This is a genomic window from Streptomyces sp. NBC_01433 (assembly GCF_026340105.1).
Lineage (GTDB): Bacteria > Actinomycetota > Actinomycetes > Streptomycetales > Streptomycetaceae > Streptomyces.
The window spans coordinates 2,133,645-2,154,248 of the sequence record NZ_JAPEPM010000001.1; the positions used below are offsets into that span (position 1 = coordinate 2,133,645).

General features: G+C 67.2%; 21 protein-coding genes and 1 pseudogene. 9 read left to right on the top strand and 13 right to left on the bottom strand.

Going from position 1 to position 20,604, the window contains the following annotated elements; all coding sequences use genetic code 11:
* Window positions 1-78: 78 nt before the first annotated feature.
* Complete coding sequence (locus OG413_RS09650) at window positions 79-384, top strand: hypothetical protein (protein ID WP_266804288.1); 306 nt, start codon at window positions 79-81, stop codon at window positions 382-384.
* A 191-nt stretch (window positions 385-575) separates the two neighbouring features.
* Window positions 576-1,507 (top strand): annotated as a pseudogene (locus tag OG413_RS09655) (IS5 family transposase).
* A gap of 14 nt (window positions 1,508-1,521) precedes the next feature.
* Here OG413_RS09655 and OG413_RS09660 read toward each other — a convergent pair.
* The 3 genes from OG413_RS09660 to OG413_RS09670 are packed head-to-tail and all read right to left on the bottom strand — an operon-like array spanning window position 1,522 to window position 2,860.
* A complete protein-coding gene (locus tag OG413_RS09660; protein ID WP_266804290.1) occupies window positions 1,522-1,785 on the bottom strand; it encodes a hypothetical protein in 264 nt (87 codons plus the stop codon).
* On the bottom strand, window positions 1,767-2,324 hold the full coding sequence (locus OG413_RS09665; protein ID WP_266804292.1) for a transposase: 558 nt from the start codon (window positions 2,322-2,324) through the stop codon (window positions 1,767-1,769). Before OG413_RS09665 ends, OG413_RS09660 begins: the two co-directional genes overlap by 19 nt.
* A complete protein-coding gene (locus OG413_RS09670) occupies window positions 2,321-2,860 on the bottom strand; it encodes a winged helix-turn-helix domain-containing protein (RefSeq protein WP_266804294.1) in 540 nt (179 codons plus the stop codon). The genes OG413_RS09665 and OG413_RS09670 overlap by 4 nt, the downstream gene beginning before the upstream one ends.
* Window positions 2,861-3,120: 260 nt before the next feature.
* Between OG413_RS09670 and OG413_RS09675 the strand changes: the two genes are divergently transcribed.
* A complete protein-coding gene (locus tag OG413_RS09675; protein ID WP_266804296.1) occupies window positions 3,121-3,819 on the top strand; it encodes an HNH endonuclease in 699 nt (232 codons plus the stop codon).
* Window positions 3,820-3,986: 167 nt separating this feature from the next.
* Here OG413_RS09675 and tyrS read toward each other — a convergent pair whose 3' ends face one another.
* From tyrS to OG413_RS09720, 9 genes are all read right to left on the bottom strand, one after another.
* Window positions 3,987-5,390, bottom strand: a complete 1,404-nt coding sequence (gene tyrS, locus OG413_RS09680) for a tyrosine--tRNA ligase (RefSeq protein ID WP_266804298.1) — start codon at window positions 5,388-5,390, stop codon at window positions 3,987-3,989.
* 75 nt (window positions 5,391-5,465) lie between these two features.
* Window positions 5,466-6,410, bottom strand: coding sequence for a glycosyltransferase (locus OG413_RS09685; protein WP_266804300.1), 945 nt, complete (start codon window positions 6,408-6,410; stop codon window positions 5,466-5,468).
* Window positions 6,407-7,504 carry a hypothetical protein gene (locus OG413_RS09690; protein ID WP_266804302.1) on the bottom strand — a complete coding sequence of 366 codons (1,098 nt, stop codon included), beginning with the start codon at window positions 7,502-7,504 and terminating at the stop codon, window positions 6,407-6,409. Before OG413_RS09690 ends, OG413_RS09685 begins: the two co-directional genes overlap by 4 nt.
* Window positions 7,501-8,202: a trans-aconitate 2-methyltransferase gene (locus tag OG413_RS09695; protein ID WP_266804304.1), complete on the bottom strand. Its 702-nt coding sequence runs from the start codon at window positions 8,200-8,202 to the stop codon at window positions 7,501-7,503. The genes OG413_RS09690 and OG413_RS09695 overlap by 4 nt, the downstream gene beginning before the upstream one ends.
* A 16-nt stretch (window positions 8,203-8,218) precedes the next feature.
* Window positions 8,219-9,235 (bottom strand): hypothetical protein, encoded by a 1,017-nt coding sequence (locus tag OG413_RS09700; RefSeq protein WP_266804306.1) that lies wholly within the window; start codon window positions 9,233-9,235, stop codon window positions 8,219-8,221.
* Window positions 9,232-10,152, bottom strand: a complete 921-nt coding sequence (locus tag OG413_RS09705) for a radical SAM protein (RefSeq protein ID WP_266804308.1) — start codon at window positions 10,150-10,152, stop codon at window positions 9,232-9,234. The genes OG413_RS09700 and OG413_RS09705 overlap by 4 nt, the downstream gene beginning before the upstream one ends.
* Complete coding sequence (locus OG413_RS09710; RefSeq protein ID WP_266810023.1) at window positions 10,146-11,291, bottom strand: hypothetical protein; 1,146 nt, start codon at window positions 11,289-11,291, stop codon at window positions 10,146-10,148. The genes OG413_RS09705 and OG413_RS09710 overlap by 7 nt, the downstream gene beginning before the upstream one ends.
* A 29-nt stretch (window positions 11,292-11,320) precedes the next feature.
* Window positions 11,321-12,322: a zinc-binding dehydrogenase gene (locus tag OG413_RS09715; RefSeq protein ID WP_266804310.1), complete on the bottom strand. Its 1,002-nt coding sequence runs from the start codon at window positions 12,320-12,322 to the stop codon at window positions 11,321-11,323.
* Window positions 12,319-13,068, bottom strand: coding sequence for an HAD family hydrolase (locus OG413_RS09720; protein ID WP_266804312.1), 750 nt, complete (start codon window positions 13,066-13,068; stop codon window positions 12,319-12,321). The genes OG413_RS09715 and OG413_RS09720 overlap by 4 nt, the downstream gene beginning before the upstream one ends.
* A 150-nt stretch (window positions 13,069-13,218) precedes the next feature.
* On the opposite strand from OG413_RS09720, the gene OG413_RS09725 reads away from it, so the two are divergent.
* The 4 genes from OG413_RS09725 (at window position 13,219) to OG413_RS09740 (ending at window position 18,490) form a co-directional block, all read left to right on the top strand.
* A complete protein-coding gene (locus OG413_RS09725) occupies window positions 13,219-14,448 on the top strand; it encodes a helix-turn-helix domain-containing protein (RefSeq protein ID WP_266804314.1) in 1,230 nt (409 codons plus the stop codon).
* A 45-nt stretch (window positions 14,449-14,493) separates the two neighbouring features.
* Window positions 14,494-14,970 carry an NUDIX hydrolase gene (locus OG413_RS09730; RefSeq protein ID WP_266804316.1) on the top strand — a complete coding sequence of 159 codons (477 nt, stop codon included), beginning with the start codon at window positions 14,494-14,496 and terminating at the stop codon, window positions 14,968-14,970.
* A 538-nt stretch (window positions 14,971-15,508) separates the two neighbouring features.
* Window positions 15,509-18,046, top strand: coding sequence for a hypothetical protein (locus OG413_RS09735; RefSeq protein ID WP_266804318.1), 2,538 nt, complete (start codon window positions 15,509-15,511; stop codon window positions 18,044-18,046).
* A 153-nt stretch (window positions 18,047-18,199) separates the two neighbouring features.
* Window positions 18,200-18,490: a hypothetical protein gene (locus OG413_RS09740; RefSeq protein ID WP_266804320.1), complete on the top strand. Its 291-nt coding sequence runs from the start codon at window positions 18,200-18,202 to the stop codon at window positions 18,488-18,490.
* A gap of 285 nt (window positions 18,491-18,775) precedes the next feature.
* Here OG413_RS09740 and OG413_RS09745 read toward each other — a convergent pair whose 3' ends face one another.
* Window positions 18,776-19,429 carry a tyrosine-type recombinase/integrase gene (locus tag OG413_RS09745; protein WP_266804322.1) on the bottom strand — a complete coding sequence of 218 codons (654 nt, stop codon included), beginning with the start codon at window positions 19,427-19,429 and terminating at the stop codon, window positions 18,776-18,778.
* Window positions 19,430-19,815: 386 nt separating this feature from the next.
* Between OG413_RS09745 and OG413_RS09750 the strand changes: the two genes are divergently transcribed.
* Both OG413_RS09750 and OG413_RS09755 read left to right on the top strand, forming a co-directional pair.
* Window positions 19,816-19,998, top strand: coding sequence for a hypothetical protein (locus tag OG413_RS09750; protein WP_323137835.1), 183 nt, complete (start codon window positions 19,816-19,818; stop codon window positions 19,996-19,998).
* On the top strand, window positions 19,979-20,425 hold the full coding sequence (locus tag OG413_RS09755) for a PIN domain-containing protein (RefSeq protein WP_266804324.1): 447 nt from the start codon (window positions 19,979-19,981) through the stop codon (window positions 20,423-20,425). Before OG413_RS09750 ends, OG413_RS09755 begins: the two co-directional genes overlap by 20 nt.
* Window positions 20,426-20,604 lie beyond the last annotated feature (179 nt).

The following is a 20,604-nucleotide window of genomic DNA, read 5'->3' on the forward strand; positions in this document are numbered from 1 at the left end:
CTAACCCCTGCCTGCGGCATGGTCGGCGCGGCCCGTCACCGCGGCGGGCCCTACCCGCCTCGCAGGAGTGATGCCGTCGTGTCCGCGCTGTTCGACAAGTTCCTGATCCCGATCGCAGTCGGCCTGCTCGTCACCGGTCTCGCCACCGCAGCCGGCTGTCTCTACCGGCGGCGTCGGACCACCCCGACACCTCCCCGCGTGTTGCGCCGCTTCAGTCTGCTGGGCACCACCGGCGCCGACGGCACTCCTCTGCACTACGAGACCACCCGGGCGCCCGGCAGCGTCATCACCCGCCGGATCGGCAGCCTCTCGCACCGCTTCGAGTTGACCGACGCCCCGCTCGGCGACGGCACGTACGCCGCCGAACCCCTCGACCACCTGTAGGACGATCAGAGCATGGAGTGTGTGACCGCAAGCGCCTTCGGGCAGGGCTGCCCACCAGCACCTTCACCGCACGCGATTACTGAGGTTTAACTCGTGGTGTCGTTACGTAGATCTGATGGTCAGGCCGGTCTCGGCTAGGACTTGTCCGGCCGATCATGTGACTACTCCCTGCCCAGGTCGTTGATGTGGTCATGGGGCGGGGTGATCTGAGTGATGCAGAGTGGGAACGGCTGCGGCCGTTCCTGCCTGTCAGTAATAGGCGTTGTGGCAGGTGGAGGGATCATCGGCAGGTGATCGACGGGATTCTGCACCGGGTTCGGACCGGTGTTCACTGGCGTGATCTGCCCGAACGGTTCGGGCCGTGGAAGACCGTCTACGAACGCCACCGTCTGTGGTCGGCCGACGGGACGTGGGAGCGTCTGCTCCAGCAGGTCCAGGCCGCGGCGGATGCGGCGGGTGAGATCGACTGGGACGTCTCGGTCGACTCCACCATCGTGCGGGCGCATCAGCACGCGGCGGGCGCCCGGACAGACCCACCGCCGGCTCCCGCCTCAAAGGGGGACGCGTCAGAAGAACACCAGCACGAGAGACCGTGGCAGAGCCTCGTCGCCCGCCTGGTGGAGGTGGTGCTGGAGGTGAGGGCCTGGGCCGCTCGCGCGGCGGGTTCACGACCAAGGTCCACCTGAGCGCGGACGGCCGGTGCCGCCCTCTGTCTCTGATCGTCACACCAGGTCAGCGGGCAGACTGCACGCAGTTCGAGCCGGTACTGGAGAAGATCCGCGTTCCCAAAGTCGGGCCGGGCAGGCCCCGGAAGAAGCCCGACAGCGTCGCTGCGGACAAGGCTTACAGCAATGGGCCGTGCCGCGACTACCTGAGGCACCGCGGCATCCGGCACACGATCCCGGAGAAGACCGACAGCCAGGCCGCCCGCCTGCGCAAGGGATCACGCGGCGGGCGGCCACCCGAGTTCGACGAAGACCGCTACAAGAAGCGCAACACCGTCGAACGGGCGATCAACCGACTGAAACAGCACCGGGCGGTGGCCACTCGCTACGACAAACGCCGCTACGTCTACCTCGGCACCGCAACCGTGGCAGCCATCGTCGTCTGGCTCCGAACCTGACGGCAAAACACACCTCAGTGGTCGCCCTCCGCCGGCCGCTGATGCCCACACGGGACCAGGTCGCCGTTCTTGTCGAAGACTTCGGCGTCGCTGCCCGAATTCACCCACACCGTGATGCCTTGATCATGCACAACCACGTTGAACGGCGAGTGCTCCGGGTCCGTCTCGGTCACGACGGTGAACTCTTCGCCCGGCCCCATCCAGTGATCAGTTCCCCACGGCTCAACCCACAGGCAGACCACGCTGCTGGTTTCGTTGCTCACGCTCGTCTTGGCCACGCTCGCACCCTAACCAGCAACATGATCGCCCGGACAAGTCCTAGGCAGCCGTCGATTAGGTTGCTGCGGTACTGGATGTGCCGTAGACCGCTCCGGACCGTGCGGATGAGATGGTCTGGCGTGGAGAAGGCGACGTTGGAGAGCCAGCCGCGACGTAGCAGGGACCAGATGCCTTCGACGGGGTTGAGGTCGGGTGCGTAGGGCGGCAGGTAGAGGATGGTCAGCCAGCCACGGGAGTCGGCGAACTCCCGTAGACCTGCGGCTTTGTGGACGTTGAGGTTGTCCCGGATGAGGACGATCGGGCCGCCGAGCTGCTGGTGGGCTGCGGTCAGCAGGTCCCGGTAGTCGCGCCAGGAGAAGCTCTTGCGCCCGTCACGGTTGCCGTCGTCCCGTCGCGGCCGGTAGATCAGCCGGGATCGGCGGCCGGGTTTGTAGCAAGTCAGCGCGGCGATCGATATCCGTCTGCGCGAGCGGCTGCGGACCCGCACCACCGGGGTCCGCCCGCGCTGGGACCAGGTCCTGGCTTGCGACGACGTCATGGAGAAGCCGGCTTCGTCCTCGAAGACCAGCCAGGCCCCACGGGCCGCCGCTGGCCTTCCGCGCGGGGCCACACCTCCTTGACCCACCCGGCCACCGCGTCGTCGTCCCGTTCCATGGCACGACGGGCCGGGACCTGGCAGGACCAGCCGTTGCGCACCAACAGCTTGCGGACACCCTGAATCGTGTACGTGAGGTGGAAGCGCCGTCCGATCACCGTCTTCACACGGTTCAGAGTCCAGCGTTGGTCCTCCCAGCCGTGCGCGGCCGGCCCTTTGGCCAGCTCGGACTCCAGCTGCGCGAACTGCTTCTCACTCAGTAGCGGCAGCGACGCGGGCCCCTGCGACCTCAAGGATCGCGGGCCGCCCTCGGCCCACGTGTGACGCCACCGCTGCACCGATCGGACACTGACCCGCAGATCCCTGGCGATCGCCGTACTGCCCTCGCCCCGAGCGAACCGCTCAGCTGCCTGGAGCCGTAACTCCTCGCGCTTGCCCTGCCGTTCAGCGGTCAACCCGCCACCCTGTGGATACCTCACCCTCTCGTGATACCGCAGGCAGACACCCCTCGTCAGCCCCTATGACTTCACGAGTTCAATCTCAGTAGGTTCACAACCGGCCAGCCGAAACGGCTGCGTTCGCTGTCAAACGAATGGGTTGAATGACAGCAGACAGCGAACTGGCAGAACGTCGGGATGAGGTTCCTTGCCGAGGCCACCGCCAGTCGATCCTTTTCACCAGGTCCAATGTCAGTGCCTCCCCCTACGATCCACACGATTGACTCAGGAGGAGGGGCATCGTGGATGTGATTCGTCGCGGAGAGCGGGGCAAGCAGAAGACCTGGCAATGGCTCATGGTCCTGACGGCGCAACGAGTGCTGTGCACCTACTGTGGTCGGTCGCCCTCTACGACGATCGACCACGAGGAGCCCATCGCTAAGGGTGGAGCAGACGTCTGGTGGAATTTCGTCCCGGCCTGCGATGACTGCAATCGCTGGAAGAAGGGCCGCAGTGCCGGGAGCTGGGTAGCGAACCTGGACCTGCATCACAGGTTCCCCAAGGCCGGGTTCGCAACACGAGGCATGCGCCCCGAGGTGTACGCCGGCATCACCAGGCGCGTAGAACGCGTACAGCGCGAGATAGCGGACATGGACCGCCGCGAGTGGTTCCGCCTGCACTATGGCGGTGAAAGGCACCAGAACAAGACCGAGCTGGCCGAGATCCTTACCCGCTGCAAGATGGAGTTGCGCGGGTATCCGCACTATCCGTGGCGCACCCCGAAGCTCGGCAAGTCACCCAATGTATGTACCCGCTTGATGTGTTGCGGCTACCAACACCCAAAGGCTAAGCACATGGTGGCCTTCCTGAACCGTGAAGAGCGTGACGCCTTCCGGCGAGCCGTCTTCAACGGACGCGCTCACGAGGGGGACGTGCTCGGCCGACTCATCAGGGAGTACCTCCTCGGCAAAGAGCACCGGGGCGACGATGGCGCGACGTAGCCAAGCTGGGCGACGGGCTTAACCCCGGCGTTCCACCAGGGGCCTGCGCCATTGCAAGGTCAGACCGGGCCTGCAACGGCACCTCGTCGCCCCCATCACCGTGGCAGGATCCTGGCGAGTTAAGAACACGGCGGCGCCAACTACGAGTGGGCGCCGCCGTGCTCTCGTCACCTGTCGACGCGAGCGACCTTACGGCCGACCTTGAGGTAAAGGTCTGCGCCCTCGCCGGCGTCGGCCTCTGCGAGCACCGCGGCAAGGGTCTGCTGCACCGCAGTCTCGACGAGCAGCGTGCTGTGCTGATCACCGTTGGTCTCGCTGACCAGGCGGAGACCCTTCTGCTGAGCGACGCGGCGGACAGCGGAGATGCTGGGCGCGAAGTCCAGGGTCTGACTGATCAGTTGGCCCAGGGTGGTCTCACCGTGTTCCTTCACGGACACGACTGGGAGGTTCTGCGTGTCGCCGAAGGACCGCTTGGAGAAGCGGGCGGTGAACTCCGTACGGGCGGCCTCGGCCGCCTCCAGACCGTGCAGGGCGGCCACGACCTCGCCGGCGAGGATGCGCTTGACCGCCATGGGGTGGGCGGTGCCGTCCGCCAGCCGCTTGGTGACCAGCTGGATCTCGTCGTCCGTCCACTCCGTGAGGAGCTTCAAGTAGGGCTCGGTGACGTGGTCCGGGATGGACATCAGGCGGCCGTAGATCTCGTCCGGAGTGGCGGAGAGACCGACGTAGTTGCCCTTGGACTTGCTCATCTTGGACCCGTTGCCGTCGGTGCCCTCGATGAGAGGCGTGGTGATGACGACCTCGGGGGTCTGCTCCCTGATCTCCATGACCTTGCGGCACATCTGGAGGTTGAGGAGCTGGTCCACGCCGCCGAGTTCGACATCGGCGGTGATGGCGACCGAATCGAGGGCCATGACCACGGAGTACACGAACTCGGCCACGGACAGGCCGTCGCCGGCTGCGAGGCGGGTGCGGAAGTCCTCGCGCTGGAGGGACATGGAGACCGGGACCCTGGCGAGGATCTCGACCAGCTCGGGCAGGCTGACCTTGTTGAGCCACTCGCCGTTGAAGCGGAGGTCGGCCCGTTCGAAGTCGATGAACGGGGTGACCTGAGCCTGGTAGCCGGAGAGGTTGGCCGCGATGTCGGCGTCAGTGAGCGGCGGGCGCTCGGAAGACCGGCCGGACGGGTCGCCGATCTTCGCCGTGACGTCGCCGATGATGAAGACGACGTGGTGACCCATGCGCTGGAACCGGCTCGCGATGATGATCGGCACCGAGTGGCCGAGGTGCACATCGGGCGAGGTCGGGTCGATGCCGTACTTGACGACGAACGGCCGGCCCGCAGCCTGGGCCGCGGTGATCTTCACGGCGAGTGCGGACGCCGACGGGATCACGTTGATGGCGCGGCCTTCGACCAGGGCGGCCTGCTCCTGGGGGGAGAGGTCCGACAGGTCCAGGGAGCGCCGCGTATATGTCTCTTCCAGGAGCCGGGCGACCGTATAGTCCGCGGCCAGGTCCGATCCGGTGAGGATCTCCATGGCGCGGATTACGGATTCGCTGAGGCGGCTCATGATGCCTGTTCGCTCCTGGGTTGGGTCACTGGCGTAGCCAGTGGGGATGGGAAGCGGCGATTTTATCACCGCTGGTCACGCCCCTGTATTTGAATGATCACTTTCGGTATCCCCCGCCTCGGCATTCTTGATCTTCGGGAGAGGCGCCTGGGGGCGACCTGTCGCAGCGCTGGTGAGCGCCGTGAACCAGGGGCCGGCCGCTGCGCCGGATCGAATGGTGCGAGCCAGCATGGCAGCGAGCGGGCGAAGACTGGCGCGACGGCTTCCGACCTGTAGTTGTGCCTCCACACGGTGCCCGGCGGCTTGGGCGTGGAAGCGGTGGGACATACGGCGGAGGGTGCTGGCGCTCGCCCAGTCCGGAGGTGCCGTGGCCATGGCGCGCAGACGGTGGCCGAGTGCCGAGCAGACATCGGCCCTGTAGTGCTGAGAGACGCCTGGGGTGCGGCGGTCGGTCATGTTGTGCGGGTGCACGCGGTAGTGGACCAGTGGCGCGGGGAGTACGTGGCCGTGGCCTGCCTCGCGCAGGGCGTGGAAGAAGATCTCGTTGGTCGCGGGCAGGAGTGTGAGGGCGGCCTCGCGCTGTACGAGCAGAGTGCTGGTGTTCCCGCCAGCGTGGGGTTCCGGGATGAGGGGGCGGCCTTCCGCGTCGACGACGTACTCCCAGTGCTCGATGAAGAGCCGGCCGCCGGTGATCGCTTCGGCGCACGTACGGAGCTTGGCGGGGTGGAACCAGTCGTCGGCGTCGAGCGGGGCAACCCAATCGCCGCCGGTGAGCAGGAAGGCGTCGGTGAGCGTGGGGCCGAAGCCCTGGCGGTCGCGGCGGACGATCCGTACGCGGTCCCGGTGGCGACGGCACACCTCCTGCGTCTCGTCCGTAGAGCCGTCGTCGATGACGAGGATCTCGTGCAGGACGTAGTCGCCGGGTTCCTGGTCGAGGCAGCTGGTGATGGCACGGTCGAGGTAGCGACCGTAGTTGTGGCACAGGATGACGCACGAGATCCGGGGCGGTGTGGTGGTCATCGGTCGCCCCCGTAGACCTCGGCGTGGGCAGCGAGGATGGCCTTGTGTTCCTGGATGCGGTGGTCCAGGAAGGTGCGGTCGAGCCGCCGGGGACCGGAGCCGGCTCGGGCGCGGGCGTTCTCGACAGCCGCGAGGAAGCGTTCGCCGTAGAGATTGGGATGGCCCGTCGACCAGTCGAACCACTCTGGTTCGGCGACGAGCTGCTCGTGGCGCCGGTACTGCTCGGGCAGATGGCCGGTGCGGGAACACACCGGGATCAGGTTCAAGTCGAAGGCGAGTTCCAGCTGCCCGGAGTGGCTCCCCCAGAGGTACGGGAGCAGGAGTACGTCCGAGGCGAGTCCCGCATCGGTGACCTCGTCGTCTGTGGGGTACGGGCGCATGGACAGCCGGATGCGCGGGTCGTGCCGGACCGTCTCCAGCAACAAGGGGACGGGGCTGTTCGGGGTGAAGTCGGCCGGGCTGAAGGCGCGCAGGAGAAGCTGGAGAGTGCTGGCGGGGTCGGTGACGCCCAGGCTCCAGTTGATGACGGGCGAGAGCTGATCGCGACTCGGGCGCGTGGCCCCGAACATGAGGAAGCGGGTTGACGCGGTGGTGGGCTGTTCCCGCTCGCGCCCATGGAGGACCTCGGGCGGTACGACGTAGCCGTGTGGGATGACGGTCCCCGGCGGGGTGGCGCCGAGGAGGCCAGCTATCTCTGTGCGGGAGCTTTCGGTGAGGAAGACCCAGTGGACGTGCGCGGCGAGGAGGACGTGCAAGCGCTCGGTGAACGCGGATATCTCGCCGTGCATGGGGCGGGTGTCGTGAGCGGTGAAGACGACGCGGACTCCATCGCCGACACAGGTGTCGAGGAGCCGCTCCAGAACGACCGGCTCCTCCATGTCGATGTGATGCAGGTGGAGAACGTCGAGCCAGGTGAGCGGCGCATGGGCAAGGAGCCAGGCAGCGTTGACGGCCGCGGGGACGGTGGTGCCGGAGCTGATCTCGGTCCCGTTGAGGATGTGGAAGTCGGGTCCGTTCAGCTTGCGCGCGTACGGAGTGCGGGCTGGGAGATGGACTACGCGCAGCCCTTGGGCGGGTGAGGCCGCCTTGGTCACGGGGTCTCCTTCCCGAGGCCGACAAGGACCAGCTGGGTGGACAGCCCGTTGGATGCGTCGTCGCTGCGGGTGAGCCCCGCGTAGTGGATCTCGAAGCCGGAAGCGCGCAGCAGGGCCTGGAACTCGTCGCTCGCCCACTCGCGGACGTGGCTGGGATTGCGCGGCGGCCCGGGAGTCTCGTAACCGCTGCGGTACTCCCGGGCCGGGGTGGAGAAGATCGCGCCAGGGCTCCCGGCAGCAAGCAGGCCGCGTACCAGGGCCAGGAGCGGGCGCGGGTCGATCACGTGCTCCACCACATCGGAGCAGACCACGAGCGACCGCTTGGTGACGGAGGCAGCGAGGGGAAGGGAACGGGCGGTCTCCAGGTCTGCCTCGATCCACTCGCCGAAGCGGTGATTGGCACGGCACCAGTGGAGGTTCTCGCCGAAGTCAACCCCGGCGAATGCCCAGTTGGGGTGGGTGGAGGCGAGGGCTGCGAGCTTGCCGGCACGGCCGCAGCCGATGTCGATCAGTCCGTCACAGCCGAGCTGCTCAGCGCGGGCGGCGGCGTAGGGGTAGACGTCGGGCTGCCAGACCGTGGCATCGTCGCCCTCGTCGGCGAAGTACTCCACACTGTCGCGGCTGCGGTAGCCGGCCCGTATGAAGTACGAGGCGGCGTCGCCGAGCGGGAGAGTTGAGAGCAGGGGTGCGGTAGGCATATCAGAACTCCGTCCGTCACTTCGGCCAGTGGGAGAAGACGCTGATCAGGCGCTCGACGAGTTCCTCGCGCAGCACCTGCCACTCGGGCGAGCCGGTCCTGCGAGCCGCGGCGGCGTGGTCGTAGGCGGCACCGTCGACCTCGGGCAGGCAGGCGTACATCTGAAGCAGAGCCGAGCCCTCGTCCTCGCGGGACGTGTCGCTGTCGGCAGTGATCAGGGCTCGGATGTCGTCGGCGGGCATGGATGCGTCGAGCCCTGAGCCGGGGATGCTCTTGCTCATCTTCGGCAGTCCCCCGAGGCCGGGGATCATCTTGGTGTAGATGCCGGACAGCTGGTGTGCGGGCAGACCCCAGCGTTCGGCCCCGCGCCGAGCGAGTGCGACGTACTTGTGCTCGTCGACGCCGAGGGAGACCAGGACGTGCCGGCCCTCGGTCAGGAGCTGCACGAAGTCGGCGGCCATGAGGAGCGTGGCCTGCTTCATGCCGTAGGTGAGGCCGTCGAAGACGCCGTGACTGCGGTAGAGACCGGAGAGGTCTTCCTCGGCCCAGTGGAAGTCCTCGTCGTCCAGGTGGCGGGAGAGGAGGAACGCGGTGGCCAGCACTTCGGTGTGGCCTTCCTGACGACGCAGTACGCCGCGCCGCTCGTCGAAGCCGAGACGGCGGACGAACTCCTCGTACTGGTCGGCTATGCGGCGCACCTTGTCCAGCGGGGTGCGGCGGGCGTTGTACGAGTCCAGGTCACCGAGCACGATCTGCACGTCGAGGCCCTGCTGCTGGAGCTTGATGGCGCGCAGGAGCTGGAAGACGGTGCCGGCGTGCGGCGGTCCGCCCAGCCCGACGCCGGTGGTGACGATGGCGGGCTTTCCGGCCGCCGCGGCCTCGGCGAAGTCCCGGGCACCGGTGTGGCACACCCACTTGGTACTCAGGTCATCCGGGCTCATCCCCGCAAGGGCGAAGTCGATCGCGCCCAGGCCGAGGCGCTCGTACCGGTGCTGGTCGATGACGTTGTCGTAGTAGGCAGTGTCGAACTTCATGCGGACGTCTCCTGGGGCGTGGTCGGGACGGTGGAGGAGGGGTCGGTCTCGCGGAGGGCAAAGGCACTGCGGACGAGCGGCTCGAAGCCGTCGGTAAGGAGGTTGCCTAGCTCTGTGTTGCGGGGCGCGGCGACGCTGCCAAGGTCGGCTGTGACCGTGCCGTCGCCCAGGACCCAGACGCGGAACGGATAGGCGTCGTCCGGCTCGCGGGTGGGCTGTGCGTAGACCGGCAGGTCCGGAACGAGCTCGCGGACGTCGGTGACCGCCTGGATGAAGTCCTCGCGGCTGAACCCGTAGATCCCGGCCTTGCGGGAATTCGCCCGGCCGATCGGCCTGTACTGGGAGATCAGCCAGTACTCGACCGGGGTGGCCTGGGCGTAGTCGGCGATCTGCTGGGCGAGCCGCAGGAGTTCGGCGAGAGAGGCGGCCGAGGTGAAGGTGTTGAAGGCCAGGCGCCGACGATCGGCGGTGAGCATGGTCATGTTGGCCTGGAACCGGTCGAAATAGCCCTGGCCTCGGAACCAGTCGGCGGTCTCCGCGTCAGGGCCGTCGACGGCCAGGGAGTAGACGGTGACGTGCTCCCGCAGGCCGGGATAGCGGTCCTTGAGGAGCAGGCCGTTGGTGTGCAGGTTCGTCTCGAAGCCGCTGCTGTGTGCGTGCTGGAGGGCGGGCTCAAGGTGGTTGTCGTACGGCATCACCGGGTCCCCGCCGGTGAAGACGATGCGGTACGCCGAGGATTCGCTTCGGATGCGGTCAACGACCCGGGCGATGACTTCGGGGGTGGTGGTGACCCGGTTTCGCTCGCGGTAGCAGAAGCGGCACACGCCAGGGGACGCGGTGGTCGGGGCCAAGTCCCAGGCGTTGCAGTCGGTGTTGAGGACCAGGTGGACGATGCCCAGTTCATCGCGGGTCAGCATGAGATCTCCTCCTTGCGTGATGCACCGGCGGATGCGGCGACGGGACGGGGCCGCGACAGGAGGGCGTCGAGCGAGCGCGGGGAGCCTCCGGTGAGGCGGACGAACCGCCGCAGGGTGTCGAGAGCCGCGCCGGTGCGCAGGATGGTCTGTGCGGTGTCGAGCCCGGCCTGCAGGATGGGGGCTGCGTGGCCGGTCACCATGAGCAGGGCCGCGTTGAGGGCCACAGCATTGCGAGCTGATGAGCTGCCGTGTCCGGCCAGAACGTGGACCACCGCGGCGACATTCGTGTGGGGATCGGGCAGTTGGGCAATGGAACGCAGATCACCAGGTATGAGCGCGGCGGCGCGACTCACGTCTTGGGGCAGAGCCGGGTCGCACCGCCCGTCGCGGATTCGGCTGACGCGCACCGTGCTGCCAGGCAGCAGCTCATCCACGTGAAGGGCTGTGCCGGAGGACGAGTTGATGACTGTCACGTCCTCCAGCCCCAGCCGGGCGAGGAGCTGCGCGGAGACATCAACGGCGGGGTGCGAGAGCCCGTACACATAGGAGGGGCAGACGACCGGGCTGAGGAGGGCGGGAAAGGCCAGGCTGAGCGCGTGCACGGCCTGAAAGCGCCCGCCGTAGCGACTGTCGAACTCGGGCACCCGGTGCTCGATGGAGAAGAATCCGAACCCGAACTCGGCCGCGATGCCGACCATCTCGTCGTGCGGCACCGCGTCGCAGTCCGCGCCCACCAGGTCGATGAAGTCCCGCGAGCCTGTCTTGGACGAGGCGCTGCGCGAGCCGAGCTTGGCGATGTGAGCGCCGCCGGTGGCGGCGACGAAAGCAGCAGCGGAGCTGAGATTGAGGGTCTTGAAGGTCTTCTTTCCACTGCCGGTGTAGCCGACGAGCCGCACGCCCGCGGGTGGCTGGCAGTAATCCCAACCATCCCGGTCCAGGCAGGTGGCGGCCCGCACGGCGGCTTCGACTTCGGCGATTCTCGGGCCACGTAAGAGGAGACCGGTCAGGACGCTCCCCAGCATCACGTCGCGCGTGTGGCCGGCGGGGAGGTCGAGGATGCCGAGGACGCCTTCGTGAACGTCGCGAGGGTCGATGTCGGCAGGGGAATTGATCTTGTGGACGAGTGGTGGGATCTGCATAGCCACGATGAGCACTCCAGTCGGGTCGGTCAGGAGTCAGCAGTGAGCAGGGCCTTCAACGGCCGTCGCCTATCCGCGCCACGGAGGTCGGACAGCGCCCGCGGCAGGTCGAGCAGTGGGTATCGGTCCTTGGTGAGCAGGTCGGCCCATGCGCCGCCGCCAGTCAGGAGGGTCAGGGCGTCACGGAAGTCGTCGCGGCCGTCCGCGCGGCAGTAGGAGTAGGAGCCGCGGACGGTGATCGAGCGGCGGAACAGGTCACGAAGCGGCAGGGACAGCACAACCCGTGGGGCGTAAGCGTTCTGGACGACAACGGTTCCGCCGTCCCGTACTCGGGACAGGGCCTGACGCAGCGGGGCATCGTCCTGCCCAGATGCCGCATCCACTACGGCATCGCACGGTGGTAGCGGGCGCTGGTGCACGGCGACCGGGACGTCGCTGAGGGCCTGGTGCAGTTGGTCGCGACGCACGGCAGACCGCGCGGCGACGTGTACCTCCCATCCGGCCCGTACTGCGCAGATCGCGGTGCACACGGCTACGGCGCCGGTCCCGATGACACCCAGACGTCCTGGGCGCGTGGGCAGACCGCAACGCACCCCGTGCACGGCGACCGCCATGGCGTCGGCGAGCACCCCGTGCGCCGGGTCGCCCAGGGCGGGGAGCCGTACGACGCTGGCGGACGGCACGCGAACCGCCTCGGCAAGCCCACCAGGAAGATCCCAACCAACGCGCCGCAGACCCTGGCAGAGATGCACGTGCCCATCGGCGCACGCGGGGCACGACCGGCATCCGATCAGCGGGTCGACGCAGACCCAGTCGACAGTCCGAGCGATGGTGCCGACGATCTCGTGTCCGGGGAACCACGGGCTCGGTACCGGGCCGCGCCAGGACGAGCTGAGCTTGGGAATGTCGCTGCCGCAGACGCCTGCGTACCGGACGTGGATCAACGTGGTGTCGTCGGTGGCATCGAGCCCTGGAGCCGTCGCGAGGTGCAACGAGCCACCACGCATGGTCCAGGCACGCACCGCGCTCATCGGTCTCGCCTCGAGGTCAGCACGGCAGGCAGAGCCTCTACGGATGGCACACAGTCGCCGTGCCAGGGCGTTTCCCCAAAAGCGAGCCCGTCCTGGCCGCCCCGGCGCGCCACACGCAACGCACGAAGGCCAGCCCGTTGCGCACCCATCAGCTCGTCGCCGCCCCCGTCCCCGCAGTAGACGGTGCCGTGGGCCGGGACGTCGAGCTGCTCCAGTGCGCGTGCGAAGAGCCGAGGGGCCGGCTTGATGGCGCCTTCCCAGCAGCTGAACACCACCGTGTGGAAGTAGGGCGCCAAGGGTGTCGTACGCCAGCACTCGGCGATTTCTGGAGAGGCGTCGCTGAGCAGCGCCAGCCTGACTCCGGACCGTCGCAGCATGTCCAGCGCCCGGTATACGGAGCGGTCAGCCCCTAGCCGGGCCGAGGCCAGGCGGAGCAGCGTCGTTTCCACATCGTTCGTGCGTGCGCGAGCCGCACCGCAACGTACGACCAGATGCGCGGCGACCTCTGCGGCCGATCGGAGCCGGCCGTCGTGGCGCGGACGCCAGCTGTCATTCAGAGCCGAGTCCACAGTGTCGCTGCTGACCTCCATGGCGGCGGCGAACTCCCCCACCGCCAGCTCGCGGTCAGCTGCGCTGGGGGCCGCCACGAGCGTGCCGAACAGATCGAAGATCACGGCCTCGCACTCGTGCTCCACGGCATGTACGTGGCCGACGCAGTCGTTCCTCGTGCGGGGTGCGGTGGACACGATGCCTCCGGGTGATCACACGGCGGGTCCGCCAATTCCGTTAACGGGAAGGCGGGTTGACCTGGGTGGTGTGACCGTAGGTCCGTTCTGCGTGCGCACCCCGGAAAATCCTTCCGGGGTGGCCAGGGCGAGGACGGGGAGGATCTGGCCATGCGCGGAATCAGTGACACCTTGACCATCGGCGAGCGGGTCGCGTGGTACCGGCGGCGGCGCGGGCTGTCCCAGGATGTGTTGGCCGGCCTCGTGGGCAGGACCACAGACTGGCTGAGCAAGGCGGAGAACAACCGCATCGAACTCGATCGGCTCTCCGTGATCCAGAGCCTGGCCGATGCCCTCGGCGTGACGGTCGGAGACTTGCTCGGTGAGCCAACCCTCATGGACTGGGGTCCCGACACAGGACGGCGCGGAGTACCCGAACTGCGGGCCGCGCTCATGGACTACCGCATGCTCACCCCTCTGTTCACCCCTGGTCAGCCGGAGGGGGAGCCGATTGGGCTCATCGGGCTTCGCCGGGACATATCCGCCTCCATGGACGGCTACCAGTCAGCCCGATACGCATGGGTGGCCGACCAGCTCCCCGGGCTGCTCACAAGCACCCTCGCCGCCACCCGGTCCCACCAGGGCGCGGAGCAGGACGAAGCCCAGCGCCTCCTGGCGCTTGCGTATCAAGCAACTGCCCAGGTGCTGGGGAAGGTTGGCGAGGCCGAACTCGCATGGATGGCCGCCGACCGAGGGCTCGCCGCCGCCCAACACAGCGGTGATCTCGCGGTGACCGGGTCGTTGCTGAGATCCGTGATGCACTGCCTCACCTCGACCGGCCGCTTCGACGCCGCACTGAATCTGCTGGAGGACGCCGAGACGCTGCTCCGGCCGACGGAGTCGGACTCCTCCCGGGAGCAGGTGTCCGTGTATGGCGCGCTACACCTGGCCGGCGCGATGGCAGCGGCCCGCGCCGGAGACCGCAACGCCGTACGCGACATCATGGAGAGGGCCGACCAAGCCGCTCAACGTCTCGGGGCAGACAGCAACGAACTGTGGACCGCGTTCGGCCCTACCAACGTCGCCATCCACACCGTGGCCACCGCTGGCGAGCTCGGCGACCATCAGATCGCCGCAGACCTCGGACGGCGCGTAGACACCAGCGGCCTCCCTGTCGAGCGACAGGTGCGCCACCACCTCGAAGTCGCACGGGCCCTGGCCGCCCGCAACCGGGGCGACGAAGCCCTCGAGATCCTGCTCCAGGCTGAGGTCATCGCACCCGAGCAGATCCGGTATCACACCATGAGCCGGGAACTCGTACTCCGCTGGATACGCAACTCCCGAGGGCGGCCACAGAGCCATCTCACCGCGCTTGCCCGCCGGCTCCACGTCGTGGCCTGAGGCGGCACCACTTGGGGTCGAGAAGGTGATCGCTAGGCTGCCGACATGGACCGCAGCGAATTCCTGATCGGCAAGGCCACACCCCTCATGGCGGCCGGAGCCCTCTTCTTCGACGAGGCCGGACACGTGCTGCTGGTCGAGCCGACCTACAAGGACTACCGCGACATCCCCGGCGGATACGTCGAGCAAGGCGAGTCTCCGCTCCAGACGTGCGTTCGTGAAGTGCGCGAGGAACTCGGCATCACCCCGCCGATCGGCCGCCTCCTCGCGATGGACTGGGCCCCGTCGGACAAGGAGGGTGACAAGATCCTCTACCTCTTCGACGGCGGACTACTGGACCAGCCTGTGTTGGACTGCATCGAGTTCTGGGACGGCGAGATCCGGGCGGTCGCCTTCCACCCGGTCGCAGAGATTTCGACATTGACCATCCCTCGCCTGGCCCGTCGGATCGAGCAGGCGGTCCGGGCACGGCAGCGCGGCGAGACGGTTTACCTGGAGCACGGAGACATTCCTGGGTGCTGATGGCGCTCAGGGGCACGGACCAGCCTCCACACCGCCGCAACATCGACTCCACCCCCTCGTGACCTGCAAGGATATTGACCATCCGGCCTTACGTGAGGCCCAAATCGACGATCACAGCGATAGCGAAGCCATGGGTCCGTAGCGGAAGCCAGTACCGTAAGGTCGCGACAACCGCACGAACTTTGGCGACATACGACCCATTCAGGTGAACCAAGTCCAGCTTGCTGGTCTGCAACCAGATCGCTCTGGCACCTTCGATCACGCACGTCGGTGGTCCTCCACCGGCGTCCGCCTCATGCCGCCGACGGCGGAGCAGGAGCAAGGTGCGAGACGCTCAGGTGCCGCCATGGGTGCTGTTGGAGCTGATCCTCTTCGGGCGCCGACAGTTGGATCGTACGGGGCGGGACAGGTTCGGGAGGCTCTTACGCCGTCCACCTGCATCCAGCTAGCGCGAGGCTTCGGCTCTCGGGTGCGTGTCACGCCCTCGACTGCCGGGAGCGTGCGTCCCCGGGCATGCCCGGAGAAGGCAATAACTGCCATGGCTGTGAAGCGGCCTGAAGGAAACTTCCCGTACGTCAGTACCGACCCGTGGTCGGAGAAGCTGGCGGAAGCGATCAAGAACACGTGTGAGCTGGAGGGCGTGACCCCGCCGCCGCGTACCGCGATCGTTGAAGGACTTGGCACCGCGCTGGGCGACACCGAGATCAAGAAGCTCGTGGTCTCGCAGCGCACCATGAAGGTGCTCGCCACATCCGCGTACCGGGTCGTTAAGGCAGGCGACGACAAGGTCCTCCTACTAACTTGCCACGTCCACGGCGCCGGGGTTGCCCCCTGGGATCTCAACGACCGCACCGCTAGCTTCTGGACCCCTCCCAGTCCGGAGGCAACGGAGCGCGTCAAGGCACTGGTCGATGCCGAGTTCAAGCTGGAAGAGGCCCGGAAAGCGGCGAAGCAAGCAGAGAAGGCGCGAGAAGCCCGTCGCCGCTCTGTCGACGATGACACGTACGCAGCCGCAGAACTTGCAGCTGCGGAGGACAAGTACCGGGTGACAACATCGCGGGTGACCGAGGCTCAGCGCGAGCGCGACGCTCTGCTGTCCTCACTTGGCAACCGTCGGCCCCGTCCAGTAGTGAAGTCGGCAGAAGAAGACGGACGAGCCATGGCGGCACTCGTGCTCGCGCCCCAGCCCCGTGAGGTCGCGGTGCACCTGCAGCGGTACGCAGTGGAGAACCTTCGGCGTGCCGGCCGAGGTCGTGGATATGACCTCGTCGAGTCGTTGGTCGCTGCGGGTCAGCTCTCGCGCGGCATGTGCGTCCTGCAGCAGTGGCAGTTCCAGGATCCAGCCGGCCAGACGCCCAAGTCGTGGCGGATGGTCGCCGTCACCGCAAACAACCGAGCACTGGCCCGCCTCGACATCTTCGGCCTGCAGGTCGAACACCTAGTGACCGGGATGCCCCAGTCCCTGTACCCCCAACCGCGCGAGAGCACCGACTCCGAACTGCTGCTGCACAACCAGCGGGAAGTACTGAATCGCATCTCTTACAGCCTCAACGAGGCGCTCGCCGCAGAAGGAACAGACCGGGAGCATCCTGCCCATCGGGCCGGCCGGATCGCGGAGGTCCCGACGGAGGTTGTGGTCGGCTGCAGTAACCCCGCCGCCCTGGAGCATCTGCTTCGGGCACTGAACGTCGACGATCATCTCCGTGGGATCCAGCCATACGACGAGGATGCCCGCCTCATTGCCCTCTTCGCCATTCTCGTCGACGCATACGCCACAGAGGGGCTACTCGTACCGGCACTCGCCGACACGTTTCCTGAGGCAAGGGGCGCCGACCGTCTCAACGCAGACGGTGTGCGGTCAGCTCTGACCGCTAACGGGCCACTCGCCCCCCTCTCTCCGCTGCTGCCGCCGGGCGAAGAGATCTCACTCGTCACCCTTCGCGACGTCGCGCTCCGGTCCATCACTGCACTGGTCTTCCCCGACCTGCCAGCAGCACCACCAAAGTCGGGGCAGCGCCAAGTCCGCGATACAGGCCGCTACTGGCCGATCGTGCGCGGTGCACTGCAGGAGCCGGCCTGGAGCCAGACGGGCGCCAAAACAGCCGCGGCCCGGACTAAATTGTGGTCCGCTGCCGTGGCGCAGCTCTCCATGCACCGCGCCAACATCCTCTCCGCCACCGGCCTGTTCGCCACTGCGGACACCAAAGAGGGCGCGCGGCAAGATCCCCGTTCGCTAAAGGACTTGTTCCTTGGTGCACAGGCAGGCGACGCCACCGCATGGGCAGCTCTGGTCCAACGCATGGTGCCTAACCTGATCCACGCACCCGAGCCCCTGATCACACCAGGCCAAGGAAGCGAAGCCGGCGGGCAGCGAAAGGGAGAGCGCCGGAGCCCGGCAAACGCAGTGGCAGCATTGAAGATGGCGTACAAGCAAGAAGCGCCGAACGTCACCCGCGAACTGCTTCTCGCCTTCGCCAAGGCGGTGTTGGAGCACCCGGACGCCACCGAAACACCGGAGGTATCCGACGGCACAAGGCTGATCTGCTACGGCGAGCAGACCTGGTCCGAAGAGAACAGGAGCACGATCGTCCCCGGCATGATCCTCGCCCCGGACACAGACGGACAGCCGACAGCGCTCGTGGTCGACAAGGCGTGGTTCGACGAGCTCTTCCCGCCCATCTGGGGCAGCGCCTTCCAGAATGGAAGTGGCCGCAACGCAGTCACGGGCACCATTGGCTCGGCAGATCAGGCCGACGACGACCGTTCCAACGACGACACCTCGCGTGCAGCAGGAGGCGTCGCCGCAGATCCACGGGCGCAGCTGGGCGCCCTACGGAAAGAACTGCCGGCCCGGATCGAGCTCGTCGAGGGCGGGTACGAACGCGCGGTCCAGGCAGCCGACGCACTGCTGAGCGACTTCGAAACGGCCCGGCGCCTCCGGGATGACCTCGGCGAAGACCCGCTTCCCGCCGATCAGCGGATCGAGTGGATGGAGAAGCTGACGAAGGCTCGCGGAGCGGCCGAAGCAAGCATCTCTGCCCTCAGCCAGGTCGAAGCCCTCATCCTCCAGCTGTAACCGCATTTCCTGACCTCGCTGGTGAGGGTGCTGCTCCGCCGAGCAGCACCCTCACCAGCGCATGCAGCATAGTTCGCTTCGTGTGCTCGCCCATTGGCCTCCGCCAATGTCGGGTCACAGTGCGCCGAGGCGCCATTCCGTACCGACTGCGACGTGAGGATACTGACCGCCATGGCTTCGCCGTCACAGGAAGAGATCGGGAGCGCAGTTCGAGCCGTTTCGGACCTGCACATGGCAACGGTCCATGATGAGCACGCTCGGGCGACCGACCATGCTGCAGCCAACCTCTGCTCGGACGCGGGGCTCTCTGTGGCGCCACCCTGGCTGCACCAGCTGATCAACGAGGCCATCCAGATCGGCTATGCAGCTGCTCTGCGCGACGTGCGTGACGGCGACTTCGACGACGACATCCGGGAGTGGCGACCGTACCTGTCCGAGGGATAAGCCCAGGTCGGTAGGGCTGACCCGGCCGCTCCGTGGTTGCAGTTCTGGTTGCATTCACCGGCGTACAGCACCGTTCGGAAGCCTCACCGTCACTGGCTGCCTCGCAGGTCAGGACGTTCCCGTACGTTCCAGAACCCCCAGACGAACATTTGGAAAGCGTGTTGGGGGCAACCCCTCACGAGTTCGAATCTCGTATCCTCCGCCATTGCTCTCACCGGGCAATACGTTGAAGGATCCCACCGTTCGCGGTGGGACCCTTCGGCGTTCGTAGTCTCATCTTCAGTCTCAACGAGACTCCTCGGAGCCCTCCGCGCCGCTATCGTCAGCGTCGTTGGCCACTTCCCGGATGAGTCCTCCGACCCGCTGCGCGACGTCGGCGAGGATGCCGCCCGTCACGTGCTGGTACCGGGCCGCCATCGCCGTGGACGACCAGCCCATGATCTGCATCACGACCCGTTCGGGGACACCGAGGATGAGCAGCACCGTTGCCGCGGTGTGCCGGGCATCGTGCAGGCGCCCGTCCCGAACCTCCGCGTCGGTCAGCAGCCTCTTCCACACGTCGTGGTCCGCGCTCGGCACCAACGGCTCCCCCACAGGAGAGGTCAAGACGAACCCGGACTCTCGCCAGTCCTCCCCCGCGATCGCCCGCTCGCGTGCCTGCTCTCTGCGATGGAGCTCCAGCAGCCTCACCAGTTCGTCAGGTACACCGATGACGCGGCGGCCGGCGCGCGACTTCGTATTGGCCGTGTCCTCGTTCTTCCTGACCCTCTTCTTGCAGAACCCCGGCTTGGTGCCGCAGTCGCCGCCGCAGCCGTGCAGGTACTTCGGCCTCAGCCGGTTCTTCCTGACGCGCAGGACTCCGGGCAGTACGTGCTGCCACTCCTGCCACAGCTTGCTCCAGAGGCCGTCCCCCGGCTCGGGGAGTCGGCCCTTGTACACGCCTCCGGCTGTCGATGAGGGTTCGTGGGCCGACCCGACCGGGTGGCGACAGCGAGACGGGGCGCCCCTCCCGGCCGTACCCACAGGCGGTGACAGCCCGGTGGACGCGTCAGAAGACCGCGCGGTCACGGACCAATACGACTACCGCGATGGCGAACCCCGTACGAGGCCCTCCCGGGACCGCCAGTAACGCCAGCAGTGCGGTACTGAAGCCAGGCCGCCGCTGCGGGAAAGAACCGACACCACTGAGCCGTCAGAACTGGTACGGCAGCGAATATGCGGAGTATGGCCTTTTGTATGGCATCGAAGAAAGTGACGGTGACGATCCCCGAGGATCTTCTTGAGGAGATTCGCGGGGAGCGGCCGAGCGAGGTCTGTCGGCGTACGTGGCCGAAGCCCTGCGCTTCAAGCGCGACCGCGACCGGCTCAGAGAGCTCGCCGGCTGGCTGGAGGAGGAGCACGGGCCAGTCACGGAAAGCGAGCGCGACGCAGTGCGCCACGAGCTGGACGATCTTGATGCCGAGCACGAGAACCGCGCGGGCAGGAATTGTGCGGGAGAAACCGCATGAAGCAGCGGAGCAGCGGAGCAGCGACCACAATCCGGCGCTGCGTGTCTTCGTGCTGGACTGCGAGGCTCTGTCGCTGGCCGTGCGCGGGGATCGAATGATGATTGCCCGGCTCAGGCTGGCCGCTGACGGTGAAGCCGAAGTGGTGACTTCTCCGATGACACTCGTCGAGGCCTACGACGGCAGAACCACCGAGCAACGCTGGGACTGGGTCCTCTCCCGCATCAACGTGGCCGACATCGGGAAGGACGAAGCGCGCCAGGCCCGTCGGCTCTTGGCCGACGCGGGTCTGCACGGCCACAAGTACACGATCGATGCGGTACTCGCAGTCATCGCGCGGCAGCAGAAGGGGCAAATCACGGTCTTCACCTCAGACGTGGACGACTTGGAACGGCTGGTCCCCGACACAATCGTCGTCAGGAAGGTGTGACCTCGGCCCGGTCTCAGTTCTGGTCTCATTCACCGCCGTACATCACCGTTCAGACCGCCGATCTGTCCCGGCTCCGGCTCAGGACGACGTCCCCCACGATCTGCCATTCTGGCGTCTGTGCACGGCCGATTCCGGTCGGAGACCACCAGCACTCGTCTTTGTGAGGTGTCCCCATCGGC